Genomic DNA, 16567 nt, shown 5'->3' with positions numbered 1-16567 from the left:
TTTATTGAGGAGCGGTGTATCCCGTATGGCAAATCTGATCGGCACAGACAGCAACGACTTTATTCTAGGAACTCCGCTGAGCGATCGAATTCGCGGCTTAGATGGCGATGATTCGCTCCTGGGTGCGGGAGGAGATGACACCCTAGAGGGCGACGGCGGCAACGACCAGCTTCTTGGAGCTGACGGAGCCGATTCGCTGATTGGGGGTGAAGGAAATGACGAACTCATTGGCAACCAAGGCCGCGATTTTGCTGCAGGCGGGAACGGCGACGACTCGATTCGTGGCGGTTTGGGCAACGACATCCTCGAAGGCAACGACGGGATAGACAGCGTGGTGGGAGACGCAGGGGACGACTTAGTTAGTGGCAACGCAGGCTTTGATGTGATTGCCGGCGGTACTGGCAACGACACCCTCACAGGGAATGACGGCGACGATTCCGTGTTCGGGAATGCTGATGATGACTTTCTCTACGGGAATGCGGGGAACGATTCTCTCAACGGCGGTAGCGGCAGGGATCAACTGTTGGGCGGTGAGGGCAACGATTACTTAAGTGCCAGCGACGGCGACGACACTTTGTACGGCAATGCCGACAACGATTCGCTCTTCGGAGATGCTGGTAATGACCAGATATTCGGCGGCAAGGCTGACGATACAGTTTTTGGCGGCACCGGTTCGGATACCCTTCGCGGCGATGAAGCCGACGACTCGGTACTGGGAGATGAAGGTAATGACTTTCTGTTTGGTGGCAAAGGTAATGATGGTATCGACGGCGGTTTTGGCGATGACTCCTTGGCAGGAGGTATCGGCGACGATACAATTTTGGGCAGTTTCGGCAATGACAATTTATTTGGGGCAGAGGGTAATGATTCTTTAATCGGAGGCGAGGGTTCAGATACTCTGACTGGCGGCAGCGGCAGCGATGTTTTTGGATTGGGAGCTGGGCCTGGCAGTTTGGCTTTAATTACTGATTACAATGACACAGAGGATTTCTTTGGACTGCCGAGCAATTTATCTTTCGCTCAACTGCAAGTTCGGCAAGGTAACGGTGCCAATGTCAGGGATACAGTAATTACTACGCTCGACGGCAAGCTTTTAGCAATTTTGATCGACACTCCGGCGGCGCTGATCGAGGCGAATGATTTTATCGCTGTGACTGGGACGGTTACTACCAGGCCAACCACCATTACCACTACAACTACAACTACAGTTACAAGCACAAATACAGATCCAACTCAACCTGCAACTGCAACTACAGAGTCAAGTCCAACTCCGTCTCCTACTCCAACTCCGCCTCCTACTCCAACTCCGCCTCCTACTCCAACTCCGCCTCCTACTCCAACTCCGCCTCCTACTCCAACTCCGAGTCCGACTCCGGCTCCAACTCCGACGCCGACTGCTTCGAGGATTCCGATTCCCCCGACAGTTAGCGTGCCTGATTCGCCTCTGCTATCAATTAGTTCGATCCCCCCGACTCCGACTCCCGGACTATTATTGCCCATGCCCGGCCCGACGCCGATATTCCCGACGGTGCCGAACCCGCTACCCTTACCTCCTACACCTTTCGGGTTCTAGGTGCGATCGCGCAGATCAGTGATGAGTTATGAGTTAATGTAAAACTCACTAAACTCATCACTCATAACTATTTAACGTCCTGGGGAGTTTCGGCCGAGTCTTGTGGCGACTCGGCTGGAGAATCTTCTAGAGGAGATAATTGTTGGCTGTACCCCAAGAGCGATCGAAGTTTCATGCGGTGGATGTAAGGCCAGCCGCCATTGGCTTCAATATTCCTGAGCAGTTTGTAAAGTGCTTGGCGGTTGTCGGGAAAAGACGCTTGAAACAAACCGTCCCGAATTTCCCGGTGCGAAGCTTCCAGCCTCCGCAGCAGGGCCAAAAGCAGCAGACTGTCTCCCTGACAACTTTCGGCTAAAGTCCGAATCGCCTCTGTCAGCGATTGCATTTGAGACTGCAACTTTTCTGACTCTAAATCTTTGCCGTTGTCCATACTGCTGCTTCCTTTGAAATCTACAAGGCCTTTGTCCCCAGCCTTTTGGTCAACCGACTAATCGAGCTAGTCGCGATCGCCATTCGGGGTCATAAGCAAAGTAACTTAAGTAGGTTGACTTAAGCAATATTAATTTGCAGTCCAAGTCAGGAAAAGAGCACAACCCGTCGTACCATGTGTATTGGGCTGCGATCGGAACATGATTGAGAAATCATAAGTTCATGCTTATTTTCACGGCGCACTAGCTTGATTTTTTGAGTCAATGCCGGTGTCTGTGAAGCGAGCGATCTGGATCTAAATGCTGCCCTAAGCGCTGGCCTAGCCTGCCGGCGGGCAATTATATTTTGCTCGAAGTAGGGCTTTTTCTTAATATAATCCGATGTTGGATATTGAGGTTTGCAATGAAATATCGTGCTTTAATTGTTGCACTTTTAGCTTTTTGCATGAGTGCGCTGGTTGCTTGTTCTTCTGCTCCTGACACGACGGTGGCGACTACCGAGTTGCTCACCTACGACGAGATTAGAGGTACTGGCTTGGCTAATAACTGCCCTAGCTTGGCAGAAACTTCTAGGGGATCGATCCCCATCGAAGCGGGCGGAACCTATAAACTGACTGGTTTGTGTTTGCAGCCCACAACTTATTTTGTGAAGGAAGAACCAGCAAACAAACGCCAAGAGGCGGAATTTGTGCCTGGTAAATTGCTGACCCGGTTCACGTCGAGCATTGACCAAGTTCAAGGTACGCTCAAGGTCGGTACTGATGGAACTCTGACTTTCACAGAAGAAGACGGCTTGGATTTTCAAGCTATTACGATTCAATTACCGGGCGGAGAGCAAGTACCTTTCTTGTTTACCATTAAAGAACTGGTAGCTAGTTCCGAACCCGGAGTAGTTGCTATCAATACTTCCACCGATTTGAGAGGCGAGTTTAACGTTCCTTCTTACCGCAGCGCAGGCTTTTTAGACCCTAAAGGTCGTGGGGTATCGACTGGCTATGACAATGCTGTAGCGCTTCCGGCTACTGACAATTCCAAACGTGTGCGGGCTAATGTTAAGGTAGCTGACACCCGCACTAAGGCAGGCAAAATTTCTCTCCAAGTTGCTAAAGTCAACAGCGCCACTGGCGAAGTTGGCGGGATTTTTGAGAGCACGCAGCCTTCTGATACGGATTTGGGAGCTAGACCGGCTCTGGACGTGAAAATTCGGGGTTTGTTTTACGCTCGCATTGAGCCTTCTGTGCCATAAAATTGGCTTTCAAGATCGATCGAACTTGAGCAGTTTCTGGCCGTAAAGCTCCTGCTCGCCCTTCATTAGCCAACAGTCTTGAGCAATATAACTTAGGACTGTTGACTAATGACTAAATTTATGGTTGAATTGTGGTCATTCGCAAGTTATTAAGTTGGGATTTTTAATTAATTAAAGTATTGTATTCAAACCGCTTTCAGATTATAATATACTTGGGAAAAATCCCGGTTTAATTCGGGCTTGTGTCGAAGGTCTTCTACCTGATAAAGTTCTGCCTTATGCGGAAAACCTTCGGATAATTCAGCTAAATCCCTGCACCTTACCGAAAGTTAAACGGGTGTGTCCGCTATCACACCGATTAAGTGCTAGGATTACACTACCTAAAAGTGAGTTTTTTTAGACTAGATTGGAAACTAGATATAAAGCAACCTCAGTCCTCTGCTCTACCAACCCTTATGTCACCATGTCTACCACAGTGCCGAACGAGCTAAAAAGCGAAAATTTGCAATTGTTGCGCGAGTACCAACTTTCTGGATCGAATGAAATCCGCAATCAGTTAGTTAAACTGAATATTGGACTGGTCAGAAAAGAAGTTTACCACTGGATCAACCAGTGCGGTGAAAGCTACGACGATTTGCTGCAAGTCGGATGTATTGGGTTGATCAGGGCGATCGAGCGGTTTGATATCGCCAAGGGACACGCTTTTAGTTCCTTTGCAATTCCCTACATACGGGGCGAAATTCAACACTACTTGCGCGACAAAAGCCCTTCGGTGCGATTTCCCCGCCACTGGCAGTCCCTGGAGCGCAAATCTGTAGCCGCGATCAAGGATTTGCAAGTGCAGTTAAACCGCAAACCTACGGATGCTGAAGTAGCAGCAGCCCTTGAGGTTTCTGTACAAGAATGGCAAGAAATTAAGTTGGCCCATCTCAACAGATCGCCTCTGAGTTTGGACGCGCCGATGCAAGATGAAGATGAGGGGGCGACTTGTCTGGGAGAATTGGTGCCCGATAGCAAGTATCGGAGTTTTCAGTTGGCGCAAGAGGATCAAATTCGCGTACAGCAAGCTTTGGCGATGTTGGAACAACGGACTCGCGAGATATTGGAGTTTGTTTTTCTCTACGATTTGACGCAGAAGGAAACCGCTGAACGCTTGGGTATCAGTGCGGTGACTGTTTCTCGGCGAGTTAAGAAGGGGCTGGATTTGCTCAAAGAGATTATGACTAAACAGCTTTAGTTATTAGTCATTAGTCATTGGTCATTAGTCATTAGTCAGCAGTCAGCAGTCATTGCTCAGCAATAGTCCTACATATAAATTATCAGCTATCGTCTGTAGGGAAACGGCACTGCCGTGTCCGGCCGGTAGTGAGAGCGAATGAAGGATAATTTATATAAGAGAATTACTGTAGCAAGACTTTTTAAAATTGGTATTAGTCAACAGTCAGCAGTAGTCAGTCAACAGTCAATAGTCAACAGCGATCGGTAATTAGTCAGTTGCTACCAAGAACAAATAACAAATGACTAATGACTAATGACTAATGACTAATGACTAATGACTACTAACTAATTTTTAGATACTGCGGACAAATTTATCGAGCCTTTCTACGGCTTTTTTAATTGTGCCTAAATCGGTGGCGTAAGACAAACGAATGTGGTCGTCTGCACCAAAAGCAATCCCCGGAATCACTGCTACTTGCTGCTGTTCTAAGAAAGCGTCGCAAAATTCCAGAGAATTCATTCCAGTCTTGCTGATGTTGACAAACATATAGAAAGCACCGTCTGGTTTAATACAGCTAATTCCAGGGATAGCATCGAGTAATTCAAATATTACCTGACGCCTTTCGGCAAAAGCTAGACGCATTGTTTCGACAGACTCTTGACTGCTTTCCAAAGCTGCGATCGCGCCGTACTGTGCAAAGGTACACACATTTGAGGTACTGTGACCTTGAATGGTGCTGGTGGCTTTGATTAATTCAATCGGCCCGGCCAAATAACCGACTCGCCAGCCTGTCATCGAGTAAGCTTTAGCAAAACCGCTGCTGATCAGGGTGCGATCGAAGATTTCTTTGCCCAGGGAACCGATGCTGACGTGTTGGGCGCCGTCATATATAATTTTTTCGTAAATCTCGTCAGCAACGACTAAAATATCTCGATCGACTATCACCTCGGCCAATGCTTTGATTTCCGCCGGAGTATACACCATTCCCGTCGGGTTAGAAGGCGAATTCAGTACAAATAACTTGGTTTTGGGAGTAATCGCTTTACTCAGTTGTTCCGGTGTAATTTTATATCCTGTAGAAGCATCAGTCCGTACAATTACTGGCTTGCCGCTAGCGAGTTTCACCATTTCTGGGTAGCTCAACCAGTAGGGAGCCGGAATAATTACTTCATCCCCCGGATCGATCAGAGCCATCATCAGATTGTAGAGCGAATGCTTGCCGCCGTTGGTGACAATAATATTTTCCGGTTGATAGTTGAGATTGTTGTCATCGCGGAGTTTGCGGGCGATCGCAGCTTTTAGCTGCGGTTCCCCAGCCACAGGGCCGTACTTAGTCTTCCCCGCGTCTAAAGCTTGTTTTGCCGCTGCTTTAATGTGTTCGGGCGTATCAAAGTCGGGTTCTCCCGTACTCAAACTACAGACATCAATCCCTTCGGCCTTCATGGCTTTAGCCTTAGCGGCGATCGCCAAGGTTATAGAAGGAGGAACCTCACCCACTCGTGCTGCCAACTTAATCATTGGATTTTAGATATTAGATTTTTGACTTTAGATCATAGGGTGACAAATGTTGATATTCAACCCTATTGTTAGGGAATTATGACATTTGTTTACATAGTACGTAAAGGATTAAGCAATTAAAGAATAAAAATTAAAAAAGCTCTTAGTTTTAATTTTTATTTTTTAATTTTTCAATTTTGACGTTATCATTGTAGCATTTTTGATGCCTCGTTACCCTCAACGCCGCTCTGCAAGCTTATGGATCTCAAATCTCTGATTCGCGACATTCCTGATTTCCCGAAGCCGGGAATTCTGTTTCGAGACATTACAACTTTGCTGCGCGACCCGCAAGGGCTCAGCTACACCATTGACAGCTTAGCGGAAAAATGCTCTGCAATGTCTGTTGACTATGTGGTGGGCATGGAATCGCGGGGCTTCATCTTTGGCGCGCCGTTGGCTTATAAAATGGGAATAGGCTTTATTCCTGTCCGCAAACCAGGGAAACTGCCAGGTGCGGTTCATTTTGCTGAGTATGAGTTGGAGTACGGTGTCGATCGACTGGAGATGCACCGAGATGCGATGACATCCGGCAGCCGGGTGCTGATTGTGGACGATTTAATCGCCACTGGCGGAACAGCGGCGGCGACGGCTAAATTGTTAGAGCAAGCTGGCTGCGAGCTTGTCGGTTTTGCTTTTATCATTGAATTGCAGGCCTTGGGCGGCAGGCAGAAATTGCCCGATGTGCCGATCGTCACGCTAGTGGAGTATTAGTTAGTTAACTGTTGACTGTTGACAGTTGACAGTTGACTGTTGACTGTTGACTGCTGAGTAAAAACTACTGACAAATAATAGCCTTGACCTTTGCATCGGAATTATTAATCTCTCTCTTCTCTTTCTCTGCGATCTCTGCGTTCTCTGTGGTTAAATCATTCCGATGCAACCGGAATTAATATCATTCACAATTATTCAAAACTAAAAACTAAAAACTAAAAACTAAAATCCTATGACTTCTATTAAATCTAATCGAAATTGGCGAAGGTTGAATTCTCTGTTTAGCAGCGAGACATTTACTTATGTTTTCAAGCGACTGTTGCAGGCACTTTTAACCCTATTTTTGGCATCGATGCTTTGTTTTGCAATTATTGAGCTAGCACCGGGAAATTACTTGGATACTTTGAGCCAAAATCCCAAGATTTCGCCGGAGACACTCAAGCAACTCGAACAGCAGTTCGGCTTAGATAAACCAGCTATTGTGCAGTATTGGCTGTGGCTGCAACAAATTGTGACGCGGGGGAATTTTGGCACGAGTTTTGTGTATCAGCGATCGGTAGCTTCGCTGCTGTGGGAACGGGTACCGGCGACGTTATTGATGGCGATCGCATCTTTGATTGTAACTTGGGCGATCGCGATTCCCTTGGGAATTGTCGCCGCCGTCAATCAAAACCGCACAGTCGATCGAGTTCTACAAGTAGTCAGCTACACGGGACAGGGATTTCCGAGCTTTATCACAGCTTTGCTGCTGCTATTTTTTGCTCAGAATACTTCGCCTCTGTTTCCCGTCGGAGGAATGACAAGTATCGACCACGCGGACTTACCTTGGTGGGGTCAAATTCTCGATTACGGCTGGCACTTAATTTTGCCAACTGTCGCCCTCAGCGTTACTGGTTTTGCTGGTTTGCAAAGATTGATGCGCGGACAATTGTTAGACGTGCTGCGTCAAGATTATATCCGAACAGCACGGGCTAAAGGTTTGCCGGACGATCGAGTAATTTACATTCACGCTTTGCGGAATGCAGTTAATCCGTTGATTACGCTATTGGGTTTTGAGTTTGCTAGTTTGTTGAGCGGTGCGTTTATTGCCGAATATTTCTTTAATTGGCCTGGTTTGGGAAAGCTGACTCTGGATGCGGTGAACAATCAAGATTTGTATTTAGTAATGGCGAGTTTGATGATGGGTGCGACGATGTTGATTGTTGGGAATTTGTTGGCAGATTTGCTGCTAAAAGCTGTCGATCCTCGGATTAAGCTGGAAGATTTGAAATAACAGAATTCACTCAGTGAGAAGATGTCAACTGTCACTCAAATTTTGTTCCTCTAGGAGTGTTTTATGTCTGAACAACAACCAAACGAGCCAATGAGTTTTAGCCGCTTTGCGGACTGGGGCAGGCATATTGACAGCCTTTCACAAGAGGCAAGGTACACAGTTAAAGTGTTGTTAGAAAAGGCTGGCACTGATGACGCACAAGCAGCGGAGCAGATACTTTCAAGCATGACATCCCTGTCTCTCGGCACCAATCAAAATACCGACCTCAGCTCCCTCGGCTCGCTCACCAATCTGACCACACTGTCTCTCGACTGCTATGAAATTACCGACTTCAGCTTCCTCGGCTCGCTCACCAATCTGACCACACTGTCTCTCAGGGGCCATCAAAATACCGACTTCAGCTTCTTCGGCTCGCTCACCAATCTGACCACACTGTCTCTCGACTGCTATGAAATTACCGACATCAGCTTCTTCGGCTCGCTCACCAATCTGACCACACTGTCTCTCAGGGGCAAGCGAATTACCGACTTCAGCATCCTCGGCTCGCTCACCAATCTGACAACACTGTATCTCAGCAACAATCAAATTACCGACATCAGCTTCCTCGGCTCGCTCACCAATCTGACCACACTGTCTCTCAGTGACAATCAAATTACCGACATCAGCATCCTCGGCTCGCTCACCAATCTGACAACACTCAATCTCAGCAACAATCAGATTACCGACATCAGCATCCTCGGCTCGCTCACCAATCTGACAACACTGGATCTCTGGCGCAATCAAATTACCGACATCAGCATCCTTGGCTCGCTCACCAATCTGACAACACTCAATCTCAGCAACAATCAAATTACCGATATCAGCATCCTCGGCTCGCTCACCAATCTGACAACATTGTATCTCTGGTGCTATCAAATTACCGACATCAGCATCCTCGGCTCGCTCACCAATCTGACCACACTCAATCTCAGCGACAATCAAATTACCGACATCAGCATCCTCGGCTCGCTCACCAATCTGACAACACTCAATCTCAGCGACAATCAAATTACCGACATCAGCATCCTCGGCTCGCTCACCAATCTGACCACACTGTATCTAGGCAACAATCAGATTACCAACATCAGCATCCTCGGCTCGCTCACCAATCTGACAACACTGGGTCTCAAAAACAATGAAATTACCGACATCAGCGCCTTGCGATCGCTCACCAATCTGACAACACTGTATCTGTGCGGCAATGAAATTACCGACATCAACGCCTTGCGATCGCTCACTAATCTGACAACACTGAATCTCGCCAACAATCAAATTACCGCTATGTGCCTGTTAGGCGAACTCCCACAGAAACGTCTTACTCTCTCGACTAGACCAATTGATGCTCAAAAAGCCACAGAAGCAGTCAAAGTTGCCTATGCCGCTATTGGTTTAGAAGAACCAGAAGTTATTGTTTGCAGCAGTCCCCGCGATGTTTGTCTCCAAATCTTCAACTTGTTCAAACACGACCATTCACAAAACTGCTCAAACGAAGGGGGTAGAAATAGATTGGGGAAAAAGCTAGACGGGAAATGGATGTCCCCATCGATTGTGGGAGACTTTGCAAGTCCGGCCGTGTGGAAGTATGAACTCGATCGCATGACGAGCGAGCCGGAAGCAGACAGCACACTGAGTTCGCTTATCAACGAATTGGTTGGCAGCTATGCGCGATCGCAACGAACGATGGGGAATTTTTTTCCCCTTCATTTGTTATTCCTGAAATCCCCTGTAGCCCCCACGAGTTTCTTTAAAGAAATCTATTTGACTCAATGGTATATCTCTTCATTCGGCGTCAATATTTCGGAAAAAGCACAAGAAATACTTCGCTCCCAAAAGCTGCTTTTCGAGCATTGCGGTTTTATATTTCCCTTTGAAAACTTTTGCGCGGTGTGCGATCGCCCGCGCCACCTGCGCTTTGACAGTCAAAACCGCTTGCACGCGGAAGGAGAACCTGCCATTGAGTTTGCGGATGGATGGAATTTTTATTATTATCACGGTGTCAGATTGCCTGAAGAATATGGCAAAGTACACCCAAATCAATGGCAATCCCAATGGATTTTAGCAGAAGATAATGCCGAAGTTCGGCGAGTGTTAATTGAAGAAATTGGTTACGCTCGCATAATTCAAGAATTGTCAGCAAAACAAATAGATAGTTGGCAGGAGTATGCACTATTACAAATAGATGACGCCGATGATATAGATGACGCCTATGATGTCGAGCCGATTATTTTGTTAAAAATGACTTGTCCAAGTACGGGATTCATTCACGCTTTGAGAGTGCCGCCTGACCTGACATCAGCGAGGGAGGCAATTCGCTGGGTAAATTGGGATATCGATCCAGAGGAATTTTCCGTGCAGACTTGATATAGCAGAAGGAAGAAGGAAGGCACTACACGGATTAAAGGGTGCGCGTATCAGATGTCATACCGAATCAGCGATCGGGAAGAAGGAAGACTTAATACTAGCAAGAAATTCAGCGATCGAGAATGTCTTTGTTTTAATTTCAGAAACGAGATGACAATTCCTGCAAGAACGAGCTAGGCTAGCTGTAGGCATCTATTTCAATCGGGACTTACGCACTGGCGATCGGAAACGGTTTTTTTTTTGGGAATACTTAGTTATAGCACCCAAAACCGACAAAAACCCGGTTTCTTTGGTGTTGATGCGTAATATCCTGTGCGGTAGATTAGCGATTTGTCGTCGAGTGGGGGCAGGTTTATGAGATTGTCGGTTTTCGGCAATTATTGTCGGTGAACCTGCCCCTACAAGACATGGCGTTTGTAAGAACGGATCGGATCTATCTGAGATATTGCAGCGTTCTCCATTAGCTGTAGGGGCGGGTTCGCCAGTAGGCTTAAACGTTTGCAGACAGGTTAAATAAACCCGCCCTCCCCCACGAATAATCCCCTCAAATCAATCGGACTCGATATAACTCCTATTATTCCCAGAAATGCACCGATAAAATTTCATTCACCCTCCAAACATGGCAAAACCACTAGCAATAGAAACTCGCGGACTCACGAAACAATTCGATCGCCATATAGCCGTCAATGACATCGATTTGCAAGTAGCAGCAGGCGAAGTATGCGGACTGATCGGCCCCAACGGTGCCGGCAAAACTACTTTGCTGCGAATGCTGGCGGCGGCTGAGGAACCGACTATAGGGGAAATTTACATCAACGGGGATAGGTTATTGCGCGATCGATCGCACCCGATTCTCAAACAGCGCATCGGCTTTCTTCCCGACGACTTTCCCCTCTACGACGACTTGACTGTTTGGGATTATTTAGACTATTTTGCCCGACTCTACAACCTCCAGCAACCGCGCCGCCGAGAGCGAATCAACTCCGTTTTAGAACTCGTGCAACTAACCAACAAGCGCAACAGCTTAATTTCTACCCTGTCGCGGGGGATGAAACAGCGCCTGAGTTTGGGGAGAACTATCATCCACGAACCGCTATTGTTGTTGTTAGACGAACCCGTTTCTGGCTTAGATCCGATCGCCCGAATGCAGTTCCGCGAAATTATCAAAGTTTTGCAAGAAGCCGGCATGACCGTAGTCATATCATCTCACGTCCTCAGCGACTTAGCCGAACTTTGTACCTGGGTCGGCATCATGGAACTCGGATATCTGGTCGAAAGCGCACCTTTACAAGAACTTTACAAACGCCTCAGCCGCCAGCAAATTTTCCTGTCGGTTTTAGGAAATAAATTAGAAGCGCTAACATCGGCATTAAAAAACTTTCCTTGGGTGGAAAATTGGGCAATAATCCCGGAAACTCAACAGGTGTGCGTAGATTTTTCAGGAAGCCCGGAAGATGCCGCAAATTTATTACGCGAACTCGTCGCGGCCAACATTCCCCTAACCGAATTCCACTGCACTCAAGAAGACTTAGAAACCATCTTCCTCAAGATGGGGCACCAGCAAGCATCCTAATTTGCTCGTTTCCTGTTTCCCAGAATAAACAGTGAGTTATAACTGAGTCGTCACCCATTCCTAATCACCAATAACCAATGACACTCCACTTACTAGACAAAATAGGCAACTGGAATCCCCAGTTATTTCGAGAAATCAAAGGCCGCTTGAATAATGGCAATATGGCGATCGCCTCTGCCCTTTCCCTAAGCGCTCAACTGCTGCTGTTCATGTATTACAGCGCCCAGATACCCGTTCCCCCTGCTAATTGGAATCAGACTTACCCGATCTTTGACAGATTTTGCGCTTTAGAGACTGCCAATTCCTCTAAGGGGTGCGTCAGAGATGCCTTGGGCAACTTTGTCATTGACTGGCGGATGTGGTGGCTAGAGATATTCATTTGGCTGAGCATATTGAGCGTCTTAGCTTTATTAGTAGCGGGGACTTATCTACTTGTCAGTGACTTAGACAAGGAGGAACGCCGCGGGACGCTCAACTTTATTCGCCTCAGTCCCCAGTCAGCAAAAACAATTTTTCTGGGCAAAATTCTTGGCGTACCAATTTTACTTTATTTAGCAACAATTCTGGCCGTACCCCTGCACCTGTACGCTGGATTAGCTGCTCAAATACCCCTGAATGAAATTTTATGTTTCTACATAGCGGTTGCAGCTAGCTGTGCTTTATTTTACAGCAGTGCGATGCTATTTGGATTGACAACCAGTTGGTTGGGAGGATTCCAACCTTGGTTAGCTAGCGCTACGGTTTTTGTTGTGTTTGGGATTTCTGGTCTCCCCCTGACGCGAGCTGCTTGGGATGTGTTACATTTTTTGTCTCCCCTTGCTATGCTGAGATATCAGCTTTTTCTAGTTGATAAAACTGATTTCGATTCGTTAGTTGAAAACTTAGACAAGTTGCAATGGTTTTACTCACCAGTGGGTACAAATATTGCGAGTGGAATTGCCTTGTCTCTCTTGGTTTGTGGTACAGGAACCTACTGGATGTGGCAGGGATGGCAGCGCCGCTTTCCAAATCCCAGTGCTACAGTTTTGAGCAAGCGGCAAAGTTATTTGCTAGTTATCTGCTGTCAGGTAATATTTTTAGGGTTTGCACTCCAATCAGACACCCCAGACAACGCTAATCTCATCTGTTTACTTATCTTGAATTTGGTGATGTTCTTGGCTTTAATTGCAGCTTTAACATCTGACAGACAATCATTGTACGATTGGGCGAGGTATCGGAAACAAATCGTTCCCAGCAATCAGAAGCTTTGGCGGCGCTACCCACTACTCGATTTAATTTGGAGCGATAAAAGCCCGGCTGTAGTTGCAATCGCGATCAACTTTCTCAGCTCAGTAATAATTTTAACACCTTGGGCGCTGTTGGAAAAACCTGAGATCAAGGGATTTTGTGGTGTAATTGGCTGTCTGAATCTTATCCTAATTTACGCAGCCATCACCCAACTATTCCTATTTACCAAAACCCGAAATCAGGAAATTTGGGCTGCCTGCACAGTCGGTGGCGCTATCTTGTTGCCGCCTCTGATTTTATCTATGCTCTTGCTCACCCCTGAAAAAGCTCCTCTTTTGTGGTTGTGTTCAACATTTGGTGGCTTTTGGTCTTCGTCGTCTCTGGCAGCGTCAGGAAATACGATTTTGCTCTCCATACTGAGTCAGTGGAGTGTCTTGGTGTTGCTGAATCTCAAATTGCGATCGCAACTGAGACTCGCAGGGGAATCAGCTTCTAAAGCACTGCTGAAAGCTTGAAAAAGCTGGGGAAAAGATTAAACATGAAACTCCGATTCAGGCAGGGATTTAAACCCCTGCCTGAAAGCTTAGTCGTCTGAAAACGACTGTTCAACTAACTTATTATGCCAATTCTGCATTGATAATCCGCTTTATATTGAGCGATATATTGAGCGATGGTAGTGGCCGCTACACAGACAAAGCCCACCTTAGCAGGCTTTAAGATTAAAGTTGAAAAATATTTTCTAACTGGACAGATCCAAAATTAGAGAGTCAGCGTATATTACTAATGAACGCAGTACAGAATTTCATAGGTTCGCACCGCTAACAATTTCAGCTTGCCTGTTTGCAGTTGAGCTGCGATCGCCCGCCAGCTAGACATATAACTATAAAATACGGCTAAGTAATCTGTCTTTAGGAGTAAGTTTCTTTGAATCGGGGGGCGGGTTTATATATCATTTTAGCTGCGTGTAATACTTTTCTGGCAACCCACCCCTACAGTAGAAAATAAGAAAAACTCTCCTAAAAGTGCGAATTTGTGATATTTTGACTGAGAATACCACCGCCGTTAGGCAACAGAAGTATCAAATTTAGAGGGTGATTAGAAAATGGCCGAAATTAGAGACACCGCACAAGCAAACTTGCTAGCAGGAACTCCAGAAGATGACCTGATTTTTGGTTTGATGGGCAATGACACCATTGCCGGAAACTCTGGTAATGACAGCATTTATGGCGGGAAACAAAGCGATTTAATTGAGGGCAATTTAGGTCAAGATTCGCTCTTTGGAGATTTAGAGAACGACACTATTAACGGCGGAGAAGGTAACGATTTTTTAGTGGGCGGAAAAGGCAGCGATTCCATATCAGGCAACTCCGGCAATGATGTTTTGTCCGGGGATAGAGATACTGATGTCCTGATAGGCGGAGACGGGGCAGACCTATTTGTTTTGAGGCGCTACGCGGAGGCTGACCCGAACCGTACCAGCGGCGGTGTTAGTTTGGCAAATGCTGACCTGATCGCCGATTTTGTACCAGGTACAGATTTAATCGGTTTGGGCGAAGGTGTCAGTTTTAGCGACTTAAATATTCTGGAAGCTGGAAACGATACTGTTATTCAAGACCGGGTAACAGGAGAATTTCTCGCTACTCTCAGAGGGGTGAGGCAAAGTGCAATTAACCAGGCAAGTTTCACTAATAATATTGGCAGCGTTGTTCCCAGCCCCCCGCCTCCAGCGCGGACAACGGCTTATGCTTTAACTCCTGCTAATCGGATTGTCGGTTTTAGTCTTTCCAATCCCGGAAGTGTGATCTCAGATTTGCCCGTGACTGGATTGCAAGCGGGAGAAAGTTTGCTGGGAATTGATTATCGACCGGCTAACGGCAGACTTTACGGTGTGGGTTCTAGCAATCGCTTGTATACTGTCAATCCGATGACTGGGGAAGCAAGTCCAGTCGGTAACGGGCAGTTTGCTGTTCCTCTAACTGCGGGGGCTGCGGGTTTTGATTTCAATCCGACAGTTGATCGAATTCGGTTTGTCAATCAAGCCGATCAAAACGCCCGCCTCAACCCGGATAACGGGGCACTTGTGGATTTTGACACGCTGGCGGGGGGAATTCAACTCGACGGGAATTTGGCTTATGTTGCGGGCGATCGCAATTTTGGGTCAAATCCAGCGGCGGCAGGGGCTGCGTATGTGAACAACTTTGCCGGGGGAACTTCGACAACCCTGTTTGTAATTGACAGCGATTTCGATGTTTTGGTTCGACAAGATCCGCCGAATAATGGAGGGTTGAATACGATCGGATCTTTGGGAGTTGATGCGAATAGCGTTCTCGGCTTTGATATCAGGAGTATTGGCGGCCGCGAGGTGGCAGTGGCGGCGCTGGAAGTTGGTGGTATTTCCGGCTTGTACAATATTAATTTAAGTAGCGGTCAAGCTTCCTTTGTCGGTCAAATTGCCGACGGGAGACAGATTAACGGTTTGGCTTTGCCTTTGCCTACAGCTTACGCTTTAACTGTTAGAAATGGCGCTGAAACAATTGTCGGTTTTAACGAAGCGGCACCGCGGGCGATTCTCAGCGACGTGGCAGTTACAGGGTTGCAGCCGGGAGAAAGTTTGCTGGGAATTGATTTTCGCCCCGCTAACGGTGTGCTATACGGTGTGGGTTCTAGCAATCGCTTGTACGCGATCAATCCAGTTACTGGGGCTGCAAGTGCAGTCGGTAGCGGGCAGTTTGCTGTTCCCCTAACTCCGGGGGCTGCGGGTTTTGATTTCAATCCGACAGTCGATCGAATTCGGTTTGTCAATCAAGCCGGTCAAAACGCCCGCCTCAACCCGGATACGGGGGCAATTGTCGATTTTGACACGCTGACGGGGGGAATTCAACTCGATGCGAATTTGGCTTATGCTGCGGGCGATCGTAATTTTGGCAATCCCGGCGCTGCTGCTGCTGCGGCGTATGTGAATAACTTTGCAGGGGCAAATTCGACAACGCTGTTTGCAATTGACACCAATTTAGATGTTTTGGTGCGGCAAGATCCGCCGAATAATGGGGTGTTGAATACGATCGGATCTTTGGGCATTGATGCTGGTACCGTTCTCGGCTTTGATGTCAGGAGTGTTGGCGGTAACGAGACGGCTTTGGCTGCGATCGAGGTTGGCGGAGTTTCCAGCCTATACAATATCAATTTGACGACCGGTCAAGCTTCGATTGTCGGTCAAATTGGTGACGGGCGAGGGATTAAAGGTTTAGCACTGACTTTGATTTAAATAGGGGAAGGAATAAGGAAGAAGGAAGAAGGAAGAAGGAAGAAAAATAATTAAACTTTTTTAATTTACCAATGCCCAATTCCCGATTCCCGATT

At 47.1% G+C, this 16567-nt stretch carries 11 protein-coding genes and 2 pseudogenes; 11 read left to right on the top strand and 2 right to left on the bottom strand.

Annotation, left to right across the window (positions count from 1 at the left end):
• The first annotated feature begins 25 nt into the window (after positions 1 to 25).
• The gene (locus tag QUB10_RS11535) at positions 26 to 1573 is read left to right on the top strand and encodes a calcium-binding protein (RefSeq protein ID WP_333202176.1); all 1548 of its coding nucleotides are present in this window, start codon (positions 26 to 28) and stop codon (positions 1571 to 1573) included.
• A 67-nt stretch (positions 1574 to 1640) separates the two neighbouring features.
• On the opposite strand, the gene QUB10_RS11530 is transcribed toward QUB10_RS11535, so the two are convergent.
• Entirely contained in the window at positions 1641 to 2003 is a 363-nt protein-coding gene (locus tag QUB10_RS11530; RefSeq protein WP_333202174.1) for a hypothetical protein, read from the bottom strand.
• Positions 2004 to 2404: 401 nt separating this feature from the next.
• Between QUB10_RS11530 and QUB10_RS11525 the strand changes: the two genes are divergently transcribed.
• Both QUB10_RS11525 and QUB10_RS11520 read left to right on the top strand, forming a co-directional pair.
• Positions 2405 to 3247, top strand: a complete 843-nt coding sequence (locus QUB10_RS11525) for a photosystem II manganese-stabilizing polypeptide (RefSeq protein ID WP_333202172.1) — start codon at positions 2405 to 2407, stop codon at positions 3245 to 3247.
• 463 nt (positions 3248 to 3710) lie between these two features.
• Complete coding sequence (locus QUB10_RS11520) at positions 3711 to 4484, top strand: RNA polymerase sigma factor SigF (RefSeq protein WP_333202170.1); 774 nt, start codon at positions 3711 to 3713, stop codon at positions 4482 to 4484.
• A gap of 333 nt (positions 4485 to 4817) precedes the next feature.
• Here QUB10_RS11520 and QUB10_RS11515 read toward each other — a convergent pair whose 3' ends face one another.
• Positions 4818 to 5984: a pyridoxal phosphate-dependent aminotransferase gene (locus QUB10_RS11515; RefSeq protein WP_333202168.1), complete on the bottom strand. Its 1167-nt coding sequence runs from the start codon at positions 5982 to 5984 to the stop codon at positions 4818 to 4820.
• A gap of 237 nt (positions 5985 to 6221) precedes the next feature.
• Between QUB10_RS11515 and QUB10_RS11510 the strand changes: the two genes are divergently transcribed.
• From QUB10_RS11510 to QUB10_RS11480, 8 genes and pseudogenes are all read left to right on the top strand, one after another.
• Positions 6222 to 6734 (top strand): adenine phosphoribosyltransferase, encoded by a 513-nt coding sequence (locus tag QUB10_RS11510; protein ID WP_333040475.1) that lies wholly within the window; start codon positions 6222 to 6224, stop codon positions 6732 to 6734.
• A 232-nt stretch (positions 6735 to 6966) separates the two neighbouring features.
• Positions 6967 to 8007 (top strand): ABC transporter permease, encoded by a 1041-nt coding sequence (locus tag QUB10_RS11505; protein ID WP_333202166.1) that lies wholly within the window; start codon positions 6967 to 6969, stop codon positions 8005 to 8007.
• 63 nt (positions 8008 to 8070) lie between these two features.
• A pseudogene (locus tag QUB10_RS34230) lies at positions 8071 to 9315 on the top strand (leucine-rich repeat domain-containing protein); the annotation flags it as partial.
• A 528-nt stretch (positions 9316 to 9843) separates the two neighbouring features.
• A pseudogene (locus QUB10_RS34225) lies at positions 9844 to 10407 on the top strand (DUF6745 domain-containing protein); the annotation flags it as partial.
• 54 nt (positions 10408 to 10461) lie between these two features.
• Positions 10462 to 10584 carry a hypothetical protein gene (locus QUB10_RS11495; RefSeq protein ID WP_333202162.1) on the top strand — a complete coding sequence of 41 codons (123 nt, stop codon included), beginning with the start codon at positions 10462 to 10464 and terminating at the stop codon, positions 10582 to 10584.
• Positions 10585 to 11026: 442 nt separating this feature from the next.
• Positions 11027 to 11980, top strand: a complete 954-nt coding sequence (locus QUB10_RS11490; RefSeq protein WP_333202160.1) for an ABC transporter ATP-binding protein — start codon at positions 11027 to 11029, stop codon at positions 11978 to 11980.
• A gap of 77 nt (positions 11981 to 12057) precedes the next feature.
• Positions 12058 to 13722, top strand: coding sequence for a hypothetical protein (locus QUB10_RS11485; protein ID WP_333202158.1), 1665 nt, complete (start codon positions 12058 to 12060; stop codon positions 13720 to 13722).
• Between the two features lie 587 nt (positions 13723 to 14309).
• Positions 14310 to 16472 (top strand): DUF4394 domain-containing protein, encoded by a 2163-nt coding sequence (locus QUB10_RS11480; protein ID WP_333202156.1) that lies wholly within the window; start codon positions 14310 to 14312, stop codon positions 16470 to 16472.
• The last annotated feature ends 95 nt before the right edge of the window (positions 16473 to 16567 follow it).

The sequence above is a fragment of the Microcoleus sp. B5-D4 genome (assembly GCF_036705145.1).
Lineage (GTDB): Bacteria > Cyanobacteriota > Cyanobacteriia > Cyanobacteriales > Microcoleaceae > Microcoleus.
This window is presented reverse-complemented; position numbering and strand designations above follow the sequence as displayed.